Source organism: Bacillus sp. FSL R5-0593 (assembly GCF_038603755.1).
In the GTDB taxonomy this organism is placed as follows: domain Bacteria; phylum Bacillota; class Bacilli; order Bacillales; family Bacillaceae; genus Bacillus; species Bacillus velezensis.
Window position 1 is genome coordinate 3,338,023 of the sequence record NZ_CP152011.1, and the last position, 18,984, is coordinate 3,357,006.

Here is an 18,984-nt window from a genome sequence, read left to right on the forward strand (position 1 = left end):
TCAGCTTCAGTGCTGCGCGTTAATGCGGTCAACGACATTAGCGATGAGCTGCTCTTTTCCTAAGTCGGAATCTTCGTCAACGCTTGCTACTGTCAAAATGATGGCCGCTACCGCAAGAGCGATCGTCTCAATGGCGGCCGCCGCGTTTAAAAATACCCATACAGCCGTTGCGCATTGGCCGATGGCCGTTGATTTTCCTTTGTCCATGCTCTTTTTGTCAAACTCTTCTTTCAGCACTTTCTCATAATCTGCGAACCTTGATCAATGACGCTGTTCACTTTCTCATAATCGCCGCTGTAGACCGCCGCTTTCAACTCTTTAAAATAATCCGGCGATGACTTTTTAATATCAGCGATCACCTGATCGGAAACACCCATAAGATAAATACTGAAACTAATGAAATTTTTCACACTAAAAAAAGGGAGTGTTCATATGTTTTTAATGAATGATAAAGTGCTGTGGGGTGCTGTAGTTCTCGCCTTTATTCTGTCGATTGTGTTTTATCCGTTTCTTCCTGCTGATATGGCCATTCACTATGACGTGTCGAACCGTCCGAATACATCAATCAATAAAACGGCCGGCGTCCTGATTTTTCCCGTGCTCATGATGATCTGCATGTTATTCAGAAAAAAGGTCGTCCAGCTGTTCCTCATCGTTTACTGTCTGCTGATCGTGCATATTGCAGTGATGTGGCTGGCACTGTAAACATAAAGAAAACCGGAGCCCTTAAGCTCCGGTTTTTCTTATTTATAAAATACTTTCTCAATGTTGTATTTCGACTGAAGGGTATTGATCGCGTACGTTTCGTAAATCTCCCTTTCCATCGGATCATTTACGACACATACTTCAATTTTATACACTTCGTCCCTGTGATGTTTAACAGGCGACACATTGTCTTCAAAATGCTTTTTGATTCTTTGTCTTAATTTACGGGCCTTCCCGACAAACAGCAGCTCATCATGAATGTTATAAAACATAAAGATGCCGCCTTTGTCTCTCGGAATTTGGTGAAAATCAATGAAACCGTAAATCGCTTTAATCGCCGGTTCATTCTCCGACGGTGACTGCTGCCGTTCCGTAATGGTTACATCAGGAGCAGGAAGGTTTATTTTTATCAAATGGGTCACGTCCTCTTATTCATTAAAGCTCCATCCTATCATAAGAATGCGCCAAAAGCTATTTTTTATTCAAGCGCCCCGGCCGGATCATAAAGGCTTACATCAATTTCCGTCTGCTGCCCGAGCGCGAGTTTCGCCAGTTCAGCCCCCAGATACGGCCCGCTCGTCAGCCCTGAGGCGCCCAGCCCGTTGGCAACGAGGAGTCCGCTGATATTCGGCACTTTGCCGATGACGGGAAGAAAACCGGGAGTAAACGGCCTGAAACCGACTCTTGTCTCTATCATAGTACTGTCTGAAAGCCCCGGCGCCACGGTTAATGCTTTGTCAAAAATCTCGCGGAGACCGCCGGCCGTCACCCGCAAATCCATGCCGGTATCGTTTTCATGAGTCGCGCCCGCTATGATTCTGCCGCTGTCAAAGGTAAGAATGTATTGATCGTTTGGGGGCATGACGACGGGCCAGCCGCCCGTCTCCTCTCCCTGAAGCTCTAAATGAACGATCTGCGCCTTTTGGTATGATACTGAAAAACGGATGCCGAGCGGCTCAAGCAGCTCTCTCGCCCAAGCGCCGGCCGTTACGAGAACCTGGTCGGCAGTAAGCGTGCGTTCTGCGGTTTTCACACCGATGACGGCACCGTCCTCTGTCAATATTGACGCTTCTTCATTGTAAACAATCGCGCCGTGCTTAACGGCCGCGTTTAACAGCGCCTTACGAAGCGCCCTCCCGTTCACCCGGGCCGCGCCGCTGACATGAACCGCCCCGTATTCCTCCGACAGCGCGGGGAACAGCGCCTTCGTTTCTTCCGGAGTCAGTCTTGTAATGTCACCGATTTCAGGGGCGTCCTCTCTTCTTTTATAAGCTCTTTCCTCCATTTGGCTGAGCTTTTTTTCATCCGTATGGAGGCTGACGGCACCGACCTTTTGATAACCGGTTTCTGTTTCTCCGTCCGCTTCAAGCTGCTGTATCAATTGGTTATAATAGCGGGCTCCGCCTTTTGCGATCGCATACCATGCCTGATTGCGGCGCTGCGACAGCCACGGGCAGACGATCCCCGCCGCGGCGTCAGTCGCCTGCCCCGGGTGTTTCCGGTCAATGACCGTTACATCCGCACCGGCCTTTGCGAGATGATAAGCCGCGGACGCACCGAGAATGCCGGCTCCGATAATTATATAAGACTTCATGTGTAACACCTTTTCTATCTGTTTTGTCTTATTTATTTTAACAAATGGAGCGCCCGGTTCCTACCGGAGTCCTGACGGCGACAATGAGTTTTGAAAACGGAAACGTATAATAAAAGGAATACGTTCTTGTGTGAAAGCCGTTTTCTTCAAGAATTGCTCTGTATTGTGATGTATTTTTTATATCTGACACGGCCAATGTGCCGCCAGGCTTCAGCACCCTCATCATTTCCTTGATCGCCCGTTCCCTCTCTTTTCTGCCTGAAATGTTGTGTACGGTAAAATGCGAAATGACAAGGTCAAACGTTTTATCAGGAAACGGCATGGCTTGCGCGAGTCCGTCATACAAATCAATTTCCGGCGCTCCTTCTGCCCGTCTGTTCTTTTCAAATGCGTCTCTCCCGTTTCCGCCCAGATCCCAGCTTGACCATTTGTCAATCGCTGAGACGTCAGCGCCTTTTTGTGCCGCGGCGATCGCTAACAGCCCCCGTCCCGTTCCAATATCAAGCACCTTCATGTCCGGCTTTAAACCGGAAAGCGCCAAAATACGATGGCGGTGTGAAAGTTTAATGGCCGTTGAATACAAGAGCATCCAAAGACCGAGCAATAAAAACAAGGTGCCCGTCAGCCAGCCCCAGTAAGGAGGAATCATACCGCATAACGTGGCTGCGGCATAAAGGAGCGCAAGAAAGATAAATCCAAACGCTCCATAAGGCGCATCAATTCCGTATCGTGCTGTCATAACACTCACCCCTTTCAATATTTATCCAACTATTATACCATAATATTCAAAAGCCGAAAGGAGATACGACCATATGAAACGCGGCATTACTTTTGACATCCCAAATCAATTCGGACGGTTTGCGGCAGATATATTACAACCGTTCCCCATCTCTTCCTATACGTGGTTTATCGGTGATGGAGAGGCGTATACTGAATTCAAAGAAGACACCGATACAGACCTGTTTCCGCAAAATCAGCGCATCATTCAGGGTCAAGAACTCCGTCAGCGTCTGGAAGGAAACCCTTATTATATGATTTTTGCTGAATTGAAAGCTTTCCCGGGCGGGATGGTAACGGAAATCAATACGTACGAGGAGTATTTGGAGAGTTCCTGTGAGCTTGTGCTTCTCATTGCAGATTGCTCGTATGTAACGTTATATTGCAAAGATCCGGATATGCTCGAAGCCCTTTATCAGCAGGCTGTACAATGCGGGTTTCACCGCGTTGACTATGTTACAGATGAGAATGACGCGAGAACGGGATTGTCTGTCTGATGAAGGTGCGTTCTTTTTATGAAGCACCTGATAGGGCTTAGGATTCAAAATATTGACAAATTCGTGTGTTTTCAACAAAAAAACAACCCCCTCATGTATACTGAGTGCGTAACTTACATATGAAAGGGGTATGGCAATGAAAATCAGCTTAAAGAAAAAAGCAGATTTTTGGAAGAAGACGGCGGTTTCGTCACTTATTTTCACCATGTTTTTTACCCTGATGATGAGCGGTACGGTTTTTGCGGCCGGGCTGAATAAGGATCAGAAGCGCCGGGCGGAACAGCTGACCAGCATCTTTGAAAACGGAAAGACGGAAATCCAATACGGATATGTTGAAGCGTTGGATGACGGAAGAGGTTACACTTGCGGGCGGGCCGGCTTTACGACGGCTACCGGAGATGCGCTGGAAGTAGTCGAAGTATACACGAAAGCGGTGCCGAATAACAAATTGAAAAAGTATTTGCCTGAATTGCGGCGTCTTGCGAAGGACGAAAGCGATGATATCAGCAACCTGAAAGGATTCGATTCTGCCTGGCGCTCACTTGGCAATGATAAAGCCTTCCGCGCTGCCCAGGATAAGGTAAATGACAGCTTGTATTATCAGCCGGCGATGAAACGTTCAGAAAATGCCGGACTGAAAACGGCCTTGGCAAAAGCAGTGATGTACGATACGGTGATTCAGCATGGCGACGGCGATGATCCAGACTCCTTTTATGCCCTGATTAAACGCACGAACAAAAAAATGGGCGGGTCACCGAAAGACGGAACTGACGAGAAGAAATGGCTCAATAAATTCTTGGATGTGCGCTATGACGATCTGATGAATCCGTCAGATGAGGACACCCAGGATGAATGGAGAGAATCGGTTGCCCGTGTCGACGTTTTTCGCGATATTGTCAAAGAGAAGAACTACAATTTAAACGGGCCGATTCATGTCCGGTCAAGCGAATACGGTAATTTCACTATTCAATAAACAAAAAAACCCCGCCATATGGCGGGGTTTTACTATTAACCGATGGAGCCTTCCATTTCGAACTTAATCAAACGGTTCATTTCAACTGCGTATTCCATCGGAAGTTCTTTTGTGAATGGTTCGATGAAGCCCATAACGATCATTTCTGTTGCTTCTTCTTCAGAAATACCGCGGCTCATCAAGTAGAAAAGCTGTTCTTCAGAAACTTTTGATACTTTCGCTTCGTGCTCCAATGAAATGTTGTCGTTCAGGATTTCATTGTAAGGGATTGTATCAGAAGTTGATTTGTTATCCATAATGAGCGTATCACACTCGATGTTTGAACGGGCGCCGTCCGCTTTTCGTCCGAAGTGGACGATACCGCGGTATGTTACTTTTCCGCCCTGTTTAGAAATCGATTTTGATACGATTGTGGATGACGTATTCGGTGCAAGGTGAATCATTTTCGCGCCTGCGTCCTGATGCTGTCCTTTACCCGCAAGAGCGATAGAAAGCGTCATGCCGCGCGCGCCTTCACCTTTCAGAATGACAGCCGGATATTTCATCGTCAATTTAGAACCGATGTTTCCGTCAACCCATTCCATCGTCGCGTTTTCTTCACAAACCGTACGTTTCGTTACTAGGTTGTAAACGTTGTTCGCCCAGTTTTGAATTGTTGTATAACGGCAGTAGCCGCCTTTTTTGACGATGATTTCAACAACCGCGCTGTGAAGCGAGTTTGTTGTGTACACAGGAGCCGTACAGCCCTCTACGTAATGAACGCTTGCTTCTTCGTCAACGATGATCAGCGTACGTTCGAACTGACCCATGTTTTCAGAGTTGATGCGGAAGTAAGCTTGAAGCGGTGTTTCAACCTTCACGCCTTTAGGCACGTAGATGAAAGATCCGCCGGACCAAACAGCTGAGTTCAGCGCCGCAAACTTGTTATCAGTCGGCGGAATGACTTTCGCCCAGTGCTCGCGGAAAATGTCTTCATTTTCTTTCAGCGCGCTGTCTGTGTCTTTGAAGACGATGCCTTGCTCTTCAAGATCTTCTTTCATATTGTGGTAAACAACTTCGGATTCGTACTGTGCAGAAACACCGGCAAGGTATTTTTGCTCAGCTTCAGGAATACCGAGTTTGTCGAATGTCTGTTTAATTTCCTCAGGCACTTCATCCCAAGAACGCTCTGAACGCTCTGACGGCTTTACGTAATACGTAATTTCGTCAAAGTTTAAAGAGTTTAAATCCCCGCCCCACTGCGGCATCGGCATGTTGTAGAAATGCTCAAGAGATTTCAGGCGGAAATCAAGCATCCATTGAGGCTCTTCTTTCATGCGTGAAATTTCTTCTACGATTTCTTTTGTCAATCCGCGCTCTGAACGGAAAATGGAAACGTCCTTATCGTGAAAACCGTACTTGTATTCACCAATTTCAGGCATTTTTTTAGCCATCCATTTTCACTCCAATCTTTTAATTGCCGCCTTTTTCGCCAGCGACTCCTTTTTCAAGTGCTTTCCATGAAAGGGTGGCACATTTAATCCGGGCCGGGAATTTCGAAACGCCTTGAAGAGCTTCAATATCCCCGAGATCTATCGAGTCGTCATACTCTTTCCCTTGCATCATGTCTGAGAAAATCTTAGACATGGAAAGGGCGGTATCAATATCTTTTCCTTTAATCGCCTGCGTCATCATGGAAGCTGAAGCCATGGAGATAGAACAGCCTTCCCCTTCAAACTTCGCTTCCTGAACGGTATCGCCGTCAAGCTTCATTGTCAGTCTGATCCGGTCGCCGCAAGTCGGGTTGTTCATATCGACGACGATGCTGTCATCCAAAACCCCTTTGTTGCGCGGATTTTTGTAATGATCCATGATCACTTGTCTGTATAATGTATCTAAATTTGCATTAAAAGACATTTGTAAAGTACTCCTTTGTCTTTTGGAGGGCTTCCGCGAGCTTATCGATCTCTTCCTCTGTATTATACAGGTAAAAACTCGCTCTCGCAGTAGCAGATACATCCAGCCATTTCATGAGCGGCTGGGCGCAATGATGTCCGGCTCTGACCGCAATGCCCTCAGCATCGAGGACAGTCGCGACATCATGAGGGTGAACCTCATCAAGATTAAATGTCACAAGTCCCGCCCGCTCTTTCGGACCGTATACCGTCACGCCGTCTAGCTGCTCGAAACGGTCAAGCGCATAGGCTGCAAGCTTATGCTCATGCCGGGAAATCTCGTCGAGTCCGATCTCTTCAAGAAAATCAATCGCGGCTCCCAATCCGATCGCGCCTGCGATAATCGGCGTGCCTGCTTCAAATTTCCACGGAAGCTCTTTCCAAGTTGATTCATAAAGCCCTACAAAGTCGATCATCTCGCCGCCAAATTCGGCCGGCTCCATATTCTCAAGCAGTTCTTTCTTGCCGTACAGCACGCCGATTCCCGTCGGGCCGCACATTTTATGGGAAGAAAGCGCGAAGAAGTCGCAATCCAAGTCCTGAACGTCGATTTTCATGTGCGGTGTGCTTTGCGCCCCGTCCACCACGATGACCGCGCCATTGTCATGAGCGATTTTGGCGATCTCTTTAATCGGGTTGATCGTGCCGAGCACGTTTGACACATGAGCGACTGCCACGATCTTCGTATGGCTTGTGACAGTCTGCCGGACGTCGTCTAACGAAAGCGTGCCGTCTTCCTGCATCGGGATATACTTTAAAGTCGCGCCGGTTGCTTTTACAGCCTGCTGCCACGGAATGATATTCGCATGATGCTCCATTTGGGTGATGACCACTTCATCACCGGGTTTTAAGCTGGCGCGGGCATAGCTCAGCGCCACCATATTCAGTGAAGTTGTCGTGCCTTTTGTGAAAATGACCTCAGCCATTGATTTCGCATTGATAAACTTACGGACTTTTTCACGCGCACCTTCATAGCCGTCTGTCGCTCTCGTGCCAAGAGTATGAACGCCTCTGTGGACATTGGAATTGTATTTGCTGTAATACTGATCCACTGCTTCAATGACAGCACGCGGCTTCTGAGAAGTCGCCGCGCTGTCAAGGTACACGAGGTCATGTCCGTTCACTTGCTGATGAAGGATCGGGAACTGTTCACGAATATCGGTGATATTCATTATTTTACTTTCCTTTCGATGACGGAGACGAGCTGTTTCTTAACTCCTTCAATCGGAAGCTCTTTTACCACCGGAGCAAGGAATCCGTAAATGACTAAGCGCTCCGCTTCTTCTTTCGGAATTCCGCGGCTCATTAAGTAGTAAAGCTGGATCGGGTCCACACGGCCGACAGATGCCGCATGTCCTGCAGTTACATCGTCTTCATCAATTAAAAGAATCGGGTTTGCATCTCCGCGTGCTTTTTCACTCAGCATCAGAACGCGGGATTCCTGTTCAGCGTTTGCTTTAGACGCGCCGTGCTCGATTTTGCCGATTCCGTTAAAAATGGAAGATGCGGCATCTTTCATGACTCCGTGCTTCAGGATATAGCCTTCAGAAGCCTTACCGAAGTGGATGATCTGCGTCGTAAAGTTTTCCGTCTGTTCTCCTCTTCCGACAACTACGGTTTTCGTATCGCCGTATGTGCCGTCTCCGTAGAGGTTTGTCGTGTTTTCAGAAATCGTGTCGCCGTCGTTCATCAGTCCGAGCGCCCACTCGATTCTGCTGTCGCGTCCGCGCGCGGCTCCGCGGCGGTTGACGTATGTTGTGACGCCTGCTGACAGGTTGTCAACAGCGCCGTACGTCACGCTGGCATTATCACCTGTGACCACTTCACTGATAATGTTGAATACAGCTTCTTTCGGATTCACCGTGCTGATATAGTTCTCAACGTAAGTGACGGAGCTGTGGTCTTCAGCGACGATCAGCACGTGGTTGAACAATGCCGTGTCATTGCTTTCATGAACGTAAACGGCCTGAACAGGCGTCTCCACCTGAACGTTTTTAGGAACATAAAGGAATGCCCCGCCGTTCATTAATGCTGCATGAAGCGCAGTCAGTTTATGTTCGTCGACCTTAACGCCGTCTTTCATGAAATACTTCTCAACGAGGTCGCTGTGCTCACGGGCAGCCGTTAAGATGTCCGTAAAGATGACGCCTTTGTCTTTCAGTTCTTTGGAAAGAGAAAGGAAAGCGGGCGTTTGGTCACGCTGCACGTATAACGTTTTGTCTTCGTTTTCGATATCGATCAGCGCTTTTGCTTCATCAGCTAAATCTTCTAAAGAAGCAAGCGGCGCATTTTCTACTGTATGCTTGTTGAACTTTGTAAAGTTCCAATTTGTGATTTTTGTTTTATCAGGCTTAGGCAGCGGCAGATCGTCAGCTTTTTCAAGAGCCTGTAAGCGCAGGTTTTTCAGCCAGGCAGGTTCTTGATGCTTTTCGGAAAAGCCTTTGACATATTCCTGATCTACGGATAGTTTCGTTTCCAATGTCATGATTATCCCCCTAACGCTTACGCTTCTTGGCCTACAGTTTCGTCTTCAATGCCTAGTTCTTGTTTAATCCAGTCATAACCTTCCGCTTCAAGGCGCTGTGCAAGCTCCGCGCCGCCGGATTTCACTACGCGTCCCTGCATCATAACGTGAACGACATCAGGCGTGATGTAGTTCAGAAGGCGCTGGTAGTGAGTAATCATTAAGCAGCCGAAGTTTTCGCTGCGCATTTTGTTGATTCCTTTAGAAACGACTTTAAGCGCATCGATATCAAGACCTGAATCGATCTCGTCAAGAATGGCGATTTTCGGCTCGATCATCATAAGCTGAAGGATTTCGTTGCGTTTTTTCTCCCCGCCTGAGAAACCTTCGTTCAGGTAACGCTGCGCCATTTCAGGGTCCATTTCAAGGAACTCCATGTTTTCGTCCATTTTGCGGATGAATTTCATAAGAGAAATTTCATCGCCTTCTTCACGGCGTGCGTTAATCGCAGAGCGAAGGAAATCGGCATTTGTCACACCGCTGATTTCGCTTGGGTACTGCATCGCCAGGAAAAGACCCGCCTGAGCGCGCTCGTCCACTTCCATTTCCAGTACATCCTTGCCGTCAAGCGTGATGCTGCCTTTTGTAACTTCGTATTTCGGGTGTCCCATAATCGCTGCTGAAAGCGTGGATTTACCGGTACCGTTCGGCCCCATGACAGCGTGGAATTCGCCGCCTTTTATTTCAAGGTTTACACCTTTTAAGATCTCTTTTCCTTCGATTTCAACGTGAAGATCCTTGATCGTTAATGTTGAAGCAGCCATATCTATACCTCCAAAATATATAATCATTATTCTCAATTTATTCTCATTCTAATTTTATAACAAATGAAAAGTAAATACAACTTTTTATATTACCCGGAACATTCCTAAAGTTTATCAAAGATCAAGGCGTAATTAAAGCTGTTTGAAACAGAAAAAGGGCGGAAATCCACCCTTTTTTACTGACCGATTTTCTCATTAAGCTGCGCTGCGAGGAACTTGCTTTTTTGATATTCAAGCTCCCTCTGCCGTTCGACTTCCATCCTTTTTGAAAGACGCCGTCCGTATTCCTCGTAGCCGATGCCGTGTGACTTCTGCATCGCTTTTTCCATTTCAGGCGTATAGTCAAGGTCCAGTCTCTCGTGGCTGGTGCAGATAATGAATCAATCCCTTCATATATTTGTTTCTATTGTAACAATGATCCCCTGCTCCGGCCAAAGAGAGTGTGCCCCTGAATCCTTTCGAATGTGCCGGAAACCGGCGCTCACTTTATCTGAAAAACGGTATTCACACGATTGCTCATTCTAATGCGTCGTATGTCCGAATTCCTGAATGCACTGCTGCACGAGGGTCACTCCCTGACTGAGAGCCGCGCCGCCCCCGAATGCCGCCGCGACGCTGATGACCTCAAGGATGTTTTCTTCTGTGGCCCCTTGGTCAAGGCAGCCCTTCGTATGATAAATCATGCAAAATTCATCTTGAGCGCTGATGCTGATACCCAGAGCGATTAATTGTTTCTCTTTTTCAGTTAATGAATCCGCTGAGAAACACTGTTCAGTAAATTCATTAAACTTCCGCCCCATCATCGGCATTTTTTGTTCAAATATGCCTAAACCTTCTTTGTATTGTTTTAACGCGTCATGCACGCTTTTGCCGTTATCCTGGTATTGAGCCACTGCCATTCCCTCCAATAAGTTAACCTTCCCTTTTATTATGGACAGTTCTCCGATTAATACCCGAAAAAAACCCCGGATGACTCATCCGGGGTTTTCGCTTTATTCAGATACGGGAAGCACGGCTCCGTCGTATTTTTTCTCAATGAAGTCTTTGATTTTCTTAGAGTGAAGCACTTCCATAAGCGCTTTGATTTTCTCTGATTTTTCGTCACCTTTGCGTACGGCGATGATGTTTGCATACGGGTTGTTTTTCGTTGATTCCACTTCAATCGCGTCTTTTAACGGATTCAGTTTGTTTTGAATCGCATAGTTGACGTTAATGAAGACTGCATCGCCTTCTTCTTCATTATATGCTTTCGCCGTTAATTCAGGGGCGATTTTTTTGAATGTCAGGTTTGTCGGGTTTTTCGTAATGTTTTTCGTAGTCGCTTCAATCGTTTTCACCTTCGGATCAAGTGTGATCAGTCCGGCTTTTTCAAGCATCGCCAGCATACGGCCTTGTTCAGCGACATTGTTAGTCATGATGATGGTCGCGCCTTTAGGCAGGTCTTTCAGTGATTTGTATTTTTTCGTGTAAATTCCGAATGGCTCAAGGTGAACGGCTCCGGCATTCACGAGTTTGTAATCTTTATTTTCCTTCATTTCCTGTTCAAGGTAAGGAACGTGCTGGAAGTAGTTCGCATCCACTTCATTATCAGCTAACGCTTTGTTGTACATTTTGTAATCGTTCAGCACTTTTACTTTTAATGTGTAGCCTTTTTCCTTCAAGAGCGGTTCCGCTTCTTTTAAGATTTCAGCATGCGGTGTTTTTGTCGCGGCGACGACGATTTCCTTTTTATTCGAGCCGTTTGATCCGCAGGCGGCCAAAACTCCCGCGAACACAAGCAGCAGCGCACTTAATACAATCTTTTTCAATGTAAATCCTCCCTTATCTTTTGTCTATTATATTTGTAATTACATCACCGATAATCTGAATGATAAAGACGATGATGAGTATAAATACTGTCGCTACAAACGTTACATCCGTATTATTGGACTGGTAGCCTTCTACATATGCAAGGTTTCCGAGTCCGCCTGAACCGATGGCGCCGGCAATGGCGGTAGATCCGATCAGGGCGATGGCCGTAACGGTGATGCCTGAAATTAACGCAGGCATTGATTCAGGAATCAGCACTTTGAAGATAATCGTCGATGTCTTTGCTCCCATTGATCTGGCAGCTTCGATGACTCCTTTATCGACTTCCCGGAGCGCAATTTCCGCAAGACGGGCGTAAAACGGCGCGGAGCCGATAATCAGCGCCGGCAATGCGGCGTTCGGTCCTAAAATCGATCCGACCAAAATCTTAGTAAAGCCGAGAAGCAGAATAATTAAAATAAGAAACGGAATAGACCTGAAAATATTAACGACCGCCGCAATCACGGTGTTAATGATTTTATTTTCCCATAAGCTTCCCTTGCCCGTTAAAAAGAGCAGAAGACCGAGAACCGCTCCGATGATAAATGAAAAAACTAAAGCGATGACCGTCATATAAAGGGTCTCGTATGTGGCCGTCCACAGCTCGGTTATATCAACGTTCGGGAACCATTTTTCAAACATTTGTGATCACCTCTGCTTCTACCTGTTTGTCTTTGATGAACCGGATCACGTTTTCTACTTCTTTTTCCTGACCGTCAATATGAATGAATAAAGAACCGTAGGCTCCGTCCTTCGTCTGTGAAATTTTCCCCTGCAGAATATTGACGTCCACATCAAAGTTTCGGATCATTTCCGTAATGAGGGGCTGCTCGGCTGCCTGCCCGACAAATGAAAGCTGAATCGTTTTTCCTGTCGCTGTTTCCTGCAGAAAATGCTGGATGGTTTCTTTCGTCTCCTCTGGTTCTGTCACCTGCTGAACGAAACGCTTGGTCATCGGTTCGCGCGGGTTTCTGAAAACTTGGAGTACTTCGCCTTCTTCAACGACTTTCCCGTTTTCCATGACTGCGACTCTGTTGCAGATTTTTCGGATGACGTGCATTTCATGGGTAATGAGCACGATCGTCAGGCCGAGTCTGTCATTTATATCGGATAAAAGATCCAAAATTGAATCGGTCGTCTGCGGATCGAGCGCTGATGTCGCTTCATCGCACAGAAGGACTTTCGGATTATTGGCGAGCGCCCGGGCGATGCCGACACGCTGCTTTTGACCGCCGCTCAGCTGCGACGGATAAGATTTTTCTTTCCCCTCTAATCCGACCAGTTTAATCAATTCATCAGCGCGGCGGACCCGTTCGCTTTTTTTCACGCCGGCGATTTCCAGCGGAAACATAATGTTCTCCCGGACGGTGCGCGACCACAGAAGGTTAAAATGCTGGAAGATCATGCTGATTTCCTGGCGCGCTTTTCTCAGCCCGCGGCTGCTTACTTTATTTAATTCCGTCCCCGCGACTTCCACGGTTCCCGACGTCGGCTTTTCAAGGCCGTTCAGGAGACGGATTAAGGAACTTTTACCAGCTCCGCTATATCCTATAATTCCAAATATTTCGCCCTTTTTGATATCAAGAGTGACATCTTGGACAGCATTGACATCCCCATGCTTCGCTTTGTAAATTTTTGAAACATTTTGAAGATGGATCAAAGCAATCACCCGCCTTACACTATTCTAAGAAATCTTCCGGGTTTCTCCGCAAAAGAAAAGCCTTTCTGCAAAAATGAGCAGAAAGGCTTATTGAAAAAGGCCTTTCTCTCATCTTTCAAAGCAGACCGCTTCGAGTGAATTGGCACCATTTCAACATTGTTGATGGTTGCCGGGCTTCATAGGGCACTTCCCTCCACCTCTCTTGATAAGAGAAAACATATCGTATTTTCGTCCGGAAATTCTTACTGTAGAATAGCACGGCGAATGATAAAAAGTCAATAAAATAAATATTGGAAGCTATTGTCACATAGTAGATTGAGTTACGGCCGTTTACTGATCGCCTGAAAAAATCCGTTTGTCAGCCAGAGGATGGCCTCCAGCTTCAGCAGAGCTCTGAATGATCCTTTCACTTTGAGTTTTCCGCTTTGGATAAGCTTTTGCAAAGAGACATCACCATGCAGGAGATGAATGATTTCCGTCTGGTTTCCGTAAAAGGTCAAATTAGATTTTTCCTTTGAAACCGACGTTTTTCTCATTTCTCCCTGTCCGTTAATTGAGACCGTTAAGGCTTCTGTTTCTCCTTGGAATGTAATCAGCAGCGTTGAGGCGTTTAATAGCGGTTTCAAAAACAGATGCTGTCCGTCATTCTCTGAAACTTCTATTTTCTCCACTCGTATAACCTCCCGTTTTAATGGCCATACATACACTTTCTCTTTTTAACGGACAGAACCCTTTATAAACCGCACGACATTTTCCTGTAAATATTGTCACATCGGGAACGTTTGCGATGTTTTTTGTTTAATCAGCTCATATAAATAGGAAACGGAGCGGAAGGCGTATCCTTTCTCAACAAGCTCTCCGCCTTTAAACAGCAAAAAGCACGGAACGCTTTCAATCTGATAGGCTTTGGCGAATGCGGGGGAATAATTCACGTTGTTTTTATAGAAGGCGGCGCCGGGCAGCATTTCTTCGACGACAGTAAGCATTTTGGACGCCAGCTGGCATGTGCCGCAAAACGGGGTGTACAAATACAGGAGATAAACGTCATCCTGAATCGATTCGAGTTCATTTTCTTGGAGTTCTTTCATGATTACCACCTCAGGTCGTTCTTTTTCAAAAATACAGTGTCAGCATCAAAGCCGGCTCTGATCAGCACAGATGCGAGATGATGGCCCGGGCACGACTCGACTTGCCTGTATGTTCTGTCTATATAAATATGGCGCGCTTCGGGAAGCTCCCGTTTCAGCTGTTTTCTTAATTTTTCTCCGGAGTCATCTGCGTCCGTTAAAATATAGACGTCTCTGTCAAACAGGCGGTCCGCCAAATCTTCCAGTTCGGTTTGGCCGATCGTTCCGTTTGTACAGACGATTTCCGCGGGTTCGATGAGCACTTCCCTGACTTTGATTTTATCAGATTTTCCTTCTACGATAATGACCTTTTCATCTCCGTTGTACATAAGCGCGTCACCTGCCGATTGTTTTAGCGTCAGATTGAAAAAGAAGGCAGTGAAATTCACCGCCAACTGTTAACACCAGCCATTCTCATAATCGCAATCGACATATTTCGGATCGCTGCCGTTTATGACATCGGCTGTTTTATAAAATTTTTGATTTTCAAATGAAAAGCCCTGTTTGAGCTCGTACTGGTCCATGCCTGTCATCTCGCCGATGGCTTCATTTTCATGAAATAAGGAAAACCGGCCGTTTTGAAAGCGGCCCGTAACGTTCTCCGTCACATCGACCTTTTGTTTATCAAAAGCCATTTTAGACACCTCCCGTTACAGATAGAATGTCCAAATGGCCCCTTTGCTATCCGATCAGTCTTCTTGTGTCATTTCGTCATATTGCTCGGAAGTCATGAGGTTTTCGATTTCTTCAGCATCAGCCGGTTCCACGACGATCATCCACGCTTTTTCATACGGAGACTCGTTTACGAATTCGGGACTGTCATCAAGGTCTTCGTTCACTTCCGTCACCGTTCCGTTAATCGGTGCGTACAGTTCGGAAACGGTTTTGACGGATTCCACGCTGCCGAATGGCTCGTCCGCTTTAATTTCGGCGCCGACTTCCGGAAGCTCGACAAATACGATATCGCCAAGTTCGGCTTGCGCGAAATGTGTAATCCCGATCCGGGCTTTTCCGTCCTCAACTTTGACCCATTCGTGCTCTTTGGAATAACGCATATCTTTCGGTGTGCTCATCTAAATCCCTCCATTTTTTTCTTATAATAAGAAGATACCATAATTCTTTGAACCTGGCATTACATCCAATATTTTTCGAATTGGTCTTCTTTAAAGCCGACAGTGACTTTTTCGCCGTCTGTCGTAATCGGGCGTTTCAGGAGCATACCGTCTGATGCCAAAAGTTCGAGCTGTTCATCCTCTGACATATGGTACAGTTTTTCCTTTAAGTTCAGTTCGCGGTATTTCATTCCGCTCGTGTTGAAAAACTTTTTGAGCTCAAGACCGCTCTTTTCATAGAGGTCTTTAATTTCTTCTTTCGACGGAGTTTCCTCCGCGATATGTATTTCGTTTATTTCCTTACCGCGGTCTTCCAGCCATTTTTTCGCATTACGGCACGTTCCGCATTTAGGGTACCAGTAAAAATTTAACGACATCTTCTTCACCCCTTGTAAATGATCGTCGTTATTTTAACACAATCACTTGTAAAAACCTATAACGTTGCTTCATGAAAAAGCGCCCCTGATGAAGGAGCGCTTTCAGCATGTGATCAGACCGTATATTTTTCTTCACGGAAGACGGCGGCTGCCGCTTCACGTTTTTTCTGAATGAGGTTTTTCGGCGTCAGGCGCGTCAGTTTGCGCAGCACGGAAAGCATCATCCGGAGGGAATCTCCTTCCTCCATGGCGATCAGTGATTCTTTGGCGTGCGCTTCAATGTTCTGAAGGGCTTCCTGGGCAAAGATTTCCGTATATAACAGCTTCTGCGCGGCTTTTTCGGCACCGTCCGCCGCAATTGCTTTTTCCGTTCTGAGGACGGCTGATTCCAAAGCGTACAGCGCGCTGACAATATCGGCAATGTTCACCATGATTTCCTGCTCGCCTTCGATCTCTTTGCCGTATTTCTGCGCCGCGAGACCCGCTGTCAAGAGGGCGATCTTTTTCGCCTGTCTGACAATGTATTTTTCCTGTCCAAGAGGCTCCGAGCCCGGCTCTTCAGGCATCAGCATCATGAGTTCTTCTTGGAGCGCTTTTGCTTTTTCAAAGAGCGGCAGCTGACCTTTTACTGCTTTTTTCAGGAACGTGCTCGTTACGATCAGGCGGTTGATTTCATTTGTGCCTTCAAAAATTCTGTTGATTCTTGAGTCGCGATAGGCGCGCTCCACTTCATATTCCTGCATAAATCCGTAACCGCCGTGAATTTGAACGCCTTCGTCGGCAATATAATCAAGCGTTTCAGAACCGCACATTTTGTTGAGCGAGCATTCAATCGCGTACTCGGCGATTGACTTCGCGACTTCGCGTCCGTCTTTTTGCTCCTCTTCCGTCAGTCTGCTCATATTATCTTCGAATAAGCCCACTGTTCTGTATACAGAGCTCTCCATCGCGTAAAGCCGAGCTGACATCGTCGCAAGCTTTTCCTGAGTGAGCGTGAATCTTGAGATCGGTGTTTTAAATTGCCGGCGCTGGTTCGCATAAGCGGCAGACAGCTCAATCACCCGTTTTGAAGCGCCGATTGTGCCGACGGCAAGCTTGTAGCGCCCGATATTCAGAATATTAAAGGCGATGACATGGCCTTTTCCGATTTCGCCGAGAAGGTTTTCTTTCGGGATTTCCGCCTGATCTAAAATCAGCGTTCTTGTCGATGAGCCTTTAATCCCCATTTTTTTCTCTTCCGGTCCCGTTGACACGCCCGGATAGTTCTTTTCTACGATAAATGCGGAAAACTTATCTCCGTCCACTTTAGCGTAGACGACAAAGACATCTGCAAAGGCGGAGTTTGTAATCCATTGCTTTTCTCCGTTAAGAATATAGTGTGTGCCCGCTTCATTCAAAACAGCCGTGGTTTTCGCGCCGAGGGCATCTGAACCTGAACCGGGCTCAGTTAAGGCGTATGCCGCGATTCTTTGTCCTGAAGCCAAGTCCGGCAAATAGGTTTTTTTCTGTTCTTCCGTTCCGAAGAACACGATCGGCAATGAGCCGATACCGACGTGAGCGCCGTAAGACAGCGAAAAGCTGCCGGCACGTGAAAACTTTTCCGTAATGAAGGCTGAACTGATTTTATCCAGGCCGATTCCGCCGTACTCTTCAGGCACGTCTGCTCCGAGGAGGCCGAGATCTCCGGCTTTTTTCAGCAGTCTGACCGAATGCTCGAACTGATGGTTTTCAATTTCATCGATATAAGGAAGCACATCGTTTACGACATAGTCTTCTGTCGTTTTGCCGATCATTTTGTGTTCGTCTGTAAAGTCCTCCGGAGTGAATATTTGATCATATCCCGTCTCTTCAATCAGAAAGCTGCCGCCTTTTTTGACGTTGACCGTTTCCTGTTTCATGTTCGTTTCCCCCTTTTTTTAAATGAGTTCAAATACGCCGGCAGCGCCCATGCCGCCTCCGATGCACATCGTCACCACGCCGAATTGCTCGTTTCTCCGTTTCATTTCATGAATGAGTGACAGGGTCAGCTTCGTTCCCGTGCATCCGAGCGGATGTCCGAGCGCGATGGCGCCTCCGTTGACGTTCACCTTTTCTTCATCTATCCCAAGCGATCTGATGACTTGAATGGCCTGTGAAGCAAAGGCCTCATTCAATTCAAAAAGCCCGATATCCTGTAATTCGAGTCCGGCAAGCTTGAGCGCCCGCGGAATGGCTTCAATCGGACCGATCCCCATTACCTCAGGCGGAACGCCGCCTACGGCAAAGGAACGGAATTTGACAAGCGGCGCCAATCCGAGCGACAAAGCTTTTTCGCGATCCATCAGCATGACAGCCGCCGCGCCGTCACTTGTTTGTGAAGAGTTCCCGGCCGTCACGGTTCCCGTTTTAGAAAAAGCCGGACGGAGCTTCGCCAAGACGTCAGCTGATGTGCCGGGACGAACGCCTTCATCTTGAGAAAAGATAAATTGTTTTTTCCGCGGCTTATGGTCATCACCGACTTCTGTCAGCGATACTTCAACCGGCACGATTTCGTCATTGAATTTGCCTTCTTTAAGGGCTTTTGCGGCATTCTGATGGCTGCGGACGGCAAATGCATCCTGGTCTTCTCTGGATACGCCGTACGTTTCGGCGACCTGCTCCGCTGTGTGCCCCATGCTCATGTAATACTCAGGCGCATGCTCCGCCAAAGCGATATTCGGGCGGGTCACATGCCCCATCATCGGAACTTGCGACATGGATTCCGCACCGCCCGCAATGACGGTGTCACCCGCGCCGATCATAATTTTTTCAGCACCGTAAGCGATGGATTGGAGCCCGGAAGAGCAGTAGCGGTTCACCGTAATGGCCGGCACCGTATGAGGAAGCCCCGCCAGCGCACCGATATTCCGCGCCATATTTAATCCTTGTTCGGCTTCAGGTGTTGCACATCCGATAATTAAGTCATCGATATTTCCTTCATATCCGCCTGCCCGTTTCAGCGTTTCTTTTACACAAAGCGCGCCCAAATCATCAGGACGAACGGCTGCAAGCGATCCTTTTTTCGCTTTACCGACCGGGGTTCTCGCACCGGCCACAATGACTGCTTCTCTCAT

26 protein-coding genes and 1 riboswitch are annotated in these 18,984 nt (G+C 47.2%); of the genes, 3 read left to right on the forward strand and 23 right to left on the reverse strand.

Features of this window, described 5'->3' with window-relative positions; genetic code table 11:
• Positions 1-6 precede the first annotated feature (6 nt).
• Together NYE36_RS16560 and NYE36_RS16565 are read right to left on the reverse strand one after the other, a co-directional pair.
• Complete coding sequence (locus NYE36_RS16560; RefSeq protein ID WP_231102349.1) at positions 7-237, reverse strand: hypothetical protein; 231 nt, start codon at positions 235-237, stop codon at positions 7-9.
• Positions 231-359, reverse strand: a complete 129-nt coding sequence (locus NYE36_RS16565) for a hypothetical protein (RefSeq protein ID WP_265451034.1) — start codon at positions 357-359, stop codon at positions 231-233. Before NYE36_RS16565 ends, NYE36_RS16560 begins: the two co-directional genes overlap by 7 nt.
• Positions 360-432: 73 nt before the next feature.
• Between NYE36_RS16565 and NYE36_RS16570 the strand changes: the two genes are divergently transcribed.
• Positions 433-705, forward strand: coding sequence for a DUF1648 domain-containing protein (locus NYE36_RS16570; RefSeq protein ID WP_015240532.1), 273 nt, complete (start codon positions 433-435; stop codon positions 703-705).
• A gap of 38 nt (positions 706-743) precedes the next feature.
• Here the strand turns inward: NYE36_RS16570 and NYE36_RS16575 are convergent, their stop codons facing one another.
• The 3 genes from NYE36_RS16575 to NYE36_RS16585 form a co-directional block, all read right to left on the reverse strand.
• Positions 744-1,118, reverse strand: coding sequence for a nucleotide excision repair endonuclease (locus NYE36_RS16575; protein WP_007410094.1), 375 nt, complete (start codon positions 1,116-1,118; stop codon positions 744-746).
• A 65-nt stretch (positions 1,119-1,183) separates the two neighbouring features.
• Positions 1,184-2,299, reverse strand: coding sequence for an FAD-binding oxidoreductase (locus NYE36_RS16580; RefSeq protein ID WP_094032465.1), 1,116 nt, complete (start codon positions 2,297-2,299; stop codon positions 1,184-1,186).
• Between the two features lie 37 nt (positions 2,300-2,336).
• The gene (locus NYE36_RS16585) at positions 2,337-3,038 is read right to left on the reverse strand and encodes a class I SAM-dependent methyltransferase (protein ID WP_094032466.1); all 702 of its coding nucleotides are present in this window, start codon (positions 3,036-3,038) and stop codon (positions 2,337-2,339) included.
• A gap of 73 nt (positions 3,039-3,111) precedes the next feature.
• Here NYE36_RS16585 and NYE36_RS16590 point away from each other — a divergent pair, with 73 nt between their 5' ends.
• The gene (locus NYE36_RS16590) at positions 3,112-3,573 is read left to right on the forward strand and encodes a DUF2691 family protein (protein WP_076851272.1); all 462 of its coding nucleotides are present in this window, start codon (positions 3,112-3,114) and stop codon (positions 3,571-3,573) included.
• A 136-nt stretch (positions 3,574-3,709) separates the two neighbouring features.
• On the forward strand, positions 3,710-4,546 hold the full coding sequence (gene csn / locus NYE36_RS16595) for a chitosanase (protein ID WP_039253952.1): 837 nt from the start codon (positions 3,710-3,712) through the stop codon (positions 4,544-4,546).
• A gap of 35 nt (positions 4,547-4,581) precedes the next feature.
• On the opposite strand, the gene sufB is transcribed toward csn, so the two are convergent.
• The 18 genes from sufB to NYE36_RS16685 all read right to left on the reverse strand — a co-directional run bounded on the left by sufB (position 4,582) and on the right by NYE36_RS16685 (position 18,984).
• Positions 4,582-5,979, reverse strand: coding sequence for a Fe-S cluster assembly protein SufB (sufB, locus tag NYE36_RS16600; protein WP_007410090.1), 1,398 nt, complete (start codon positions 5,977-5,979; stop codon positions 4,582-4,584).
• Positions 5,980-5,998: 19 nt separating this feature from the next.
• A complete protein-coding gene (gene sufU, locus NYE36_RS16605; RefSeq protein ID WP_003151877.1) occupies positions 5,999-6,442 on the reverse strand; it encodes a Fe-S cluster assembly sulfur transfer protein SufU in 444 nt (147 codons plus the stop codon).
• Positions 6,432-7,652, reverse strand: a complete 1,221-nt coding sequence (gene sufS / locus NYE36_RS16610) for a cysteine desulfurase SufS (protein WP_007410089.1) — start codon at positions 7,650-7,652, stop codon at positions 6,432-6,434. The genes sufU and sufS overlap by 11 nt, the downstream gene beginning before the upstream one ends.
• Complete coding sequence (gene sufD / locus NYE36_RS16615; protein ID WP_015240539.1) at positions 7,652-8,965, reverse strand: Fe-S cluster assembly protein SufD; 1,314 nt, start codon at positions 8,963-8,965, stop codon at positions 7,652-7,654. The genes sufS and sufD overlap by 1 nt, the downstream gene beginning before the upstream one ends.
• A 17-nt stretch (positions 8,966-8,982) precedes the next feature.
• Complete coding sequence (gene sufC / locus NYE36_RS16620; protein ID WP_003151872.1) at positions 8,983-9,768, reverse strand: Fe-S cluster assembly ATPase SufC; 786 nt, start codon at positions 9,766-9,768, stop codon at positions 8,983-8,985.
• Between the two features lie 176 nt (positions 9,769-9,944).
• Positions 9,945-10,097 carry a hypothetical protein gene (locus NYE36_RS16625; RefSeq protein ID WP_003151857.1) on the reverse strand — a complete coding sequence of 51 codons (153 nt, stop codon included), beginning with the start codon at positions 10,095-10,097 and terminating at the stop codon, positions 9,945-9,947.
• Positions 10,098-10,289: 192 nt separating this feature from the next.
• The gene (locus tag NYE36_RS16630; protein ID WP_015387747.1) at positions 10,290-10,676 is read right to left on the reverse strand and encodes a carboxymuconolactone decarboxylase family protein; all 387 of its coding nucleotides are present in this window, start codon (positions 10,674-10,676) and stop codon (positions 10,290-10,292) included.
• Between the two features lie 84 nt (positions 10,677-10,760).
• On the reverse strand, positions 10,761-11,576 hold the full coding sequence (gene metQ / locus NYE36_RS16635) for a methionine ABC transporter substrate-binding lipoprotein MetQ (RefSeq protein WP_047936113.1): 816 nt from the start codon (positions 11,574-11,576) through the stop codon (positions 10,761-10,763).
• Positions 11,577-11,589: 13 nt separating this feature from the next.
• Complete coding sequence (locus NYE36_RS16640; RefSeq protein WP_007410086.1) at positions 11,590-12,258, reverse strand: methionine ABC transporter permease; 669 nt, start codon at positions 12,256-12,258, stop codon at positions 11,590-11,592.
• Positions 12,251-13,276, reverse strand: coding sequence for a methionine ABC transporter ATP-binding protein MetN (gene metN, locus NYE36_RS16645; RefSeq protein ID WP_003151850.1), 1,026 nt, complete (start codon positions 13,274-13,276; stop codon positions 12,251-12,253). The genes NYE36_RS16640 and metN overlap by 8 nt, the downstream gene beginning before the upstream one ends.
• A gap of 105 nt (positions 13,277-13,381) precedes the next feature.
• A riboswitch (SAM riboswitch) is annotated at positions 13,382-13,488 on the reverse strand.
• A gap of 108 nt (positions 13,489-13,596) precedes the next feature.
• Positions 13,597-13,947, reverse strand: coding sequence for an SCP2 sterol-binding domain-containing protein (locus NYE36_RS16650; RefSeq protein ID WP_007410085.1), 351 nt, complete (start codon positions 13,945-13,947; stop codon positions 13,597-13,599).
• Positions 13,948-14,043: 96 nt separating this feature from the next.
• Positions 14,044-14,364 (reverse strand): thioredoxin family protein, encoded by a 321-nt coding sequence (locus NYE36_RS16655; protein ID WP_003151847.1) that lies wholly within the window; start codon positions 14,362-14,364, stop codon positions 14,044-14,046.
• A gap of 2 nt (positions 14,365-14,366) precedes the next feature.
• A complete protein-coding gene (locus NYE36_RS16660; protein WP_007410083.1) occupies positions 14,367-14,732 on the reverse strand; it encodes a toprim domain-containing protein in 366 nt (121 codons plus the stop codon).
• 69 nt (positions 14,733-14,801) lie between these two features.
• Positions 14,802-15,038, reverse strand: a complete 237-nt coding sequence (locus tag NYE36_RS16665) for a YusG family protein (RefSeq protein ID WP_003151845.1) — start codon at positions 15,036-15,038, stop codon at positions 14,802-14,804.
• Between the two features lie 54 nt (positions 15,039-15,092).
• A complete protein-coding gene (gcvH, locus tag NYE36_RS16670; RefSeq protein WP_003151844.1) occupies positions 15,093-15,476 on the reverse strand; it encodes a glycine cleavage system protein GcvH in 384 nt (127 codons plus the stop codon).
• A 59-nt stretch (positions 15,477-15,535) separates the two neighbouring features.
• On the reverse strand, positions 15,536-15,892 hold the full coding sequence (locus NYE36_RS16675; RefSeq protein ID WP_003151843.1) for an arsenate reductase family protein: 357 nt from the start codon (positions 15,890-15,892) through the stop codon (positions 15,536-15,538).
• 113 nt (positions 15,893-16,005) lie between these two features.
• The gene (locus tag NYE36_RS16680; protein ID WP_241457672.1) at positions 16,006-17,790 is read right to left on the reverse strand and encodes an acyl-CoA dehydrogenase family protein; all 1,785 of its coding nucleotides are present in this window, start codon (positions 17,788-17,790) and stop codon (positions 16,006-16,008) included.
• Between the two features lie 18 nt (positions 17,791-17,808).
• The gene (locus NYE36_RS16685) at positions 17,809-18,984 is read right to left on the reverse strand and encodes an acetyl-CoA C-acetyltransferase (RefSeq protein ID WP_241457674.1); all 1,176 of its coding nucleotides are present in this window, start codon (positions 18,982-18,984) and stop codon (positions 17,809-17,811) included.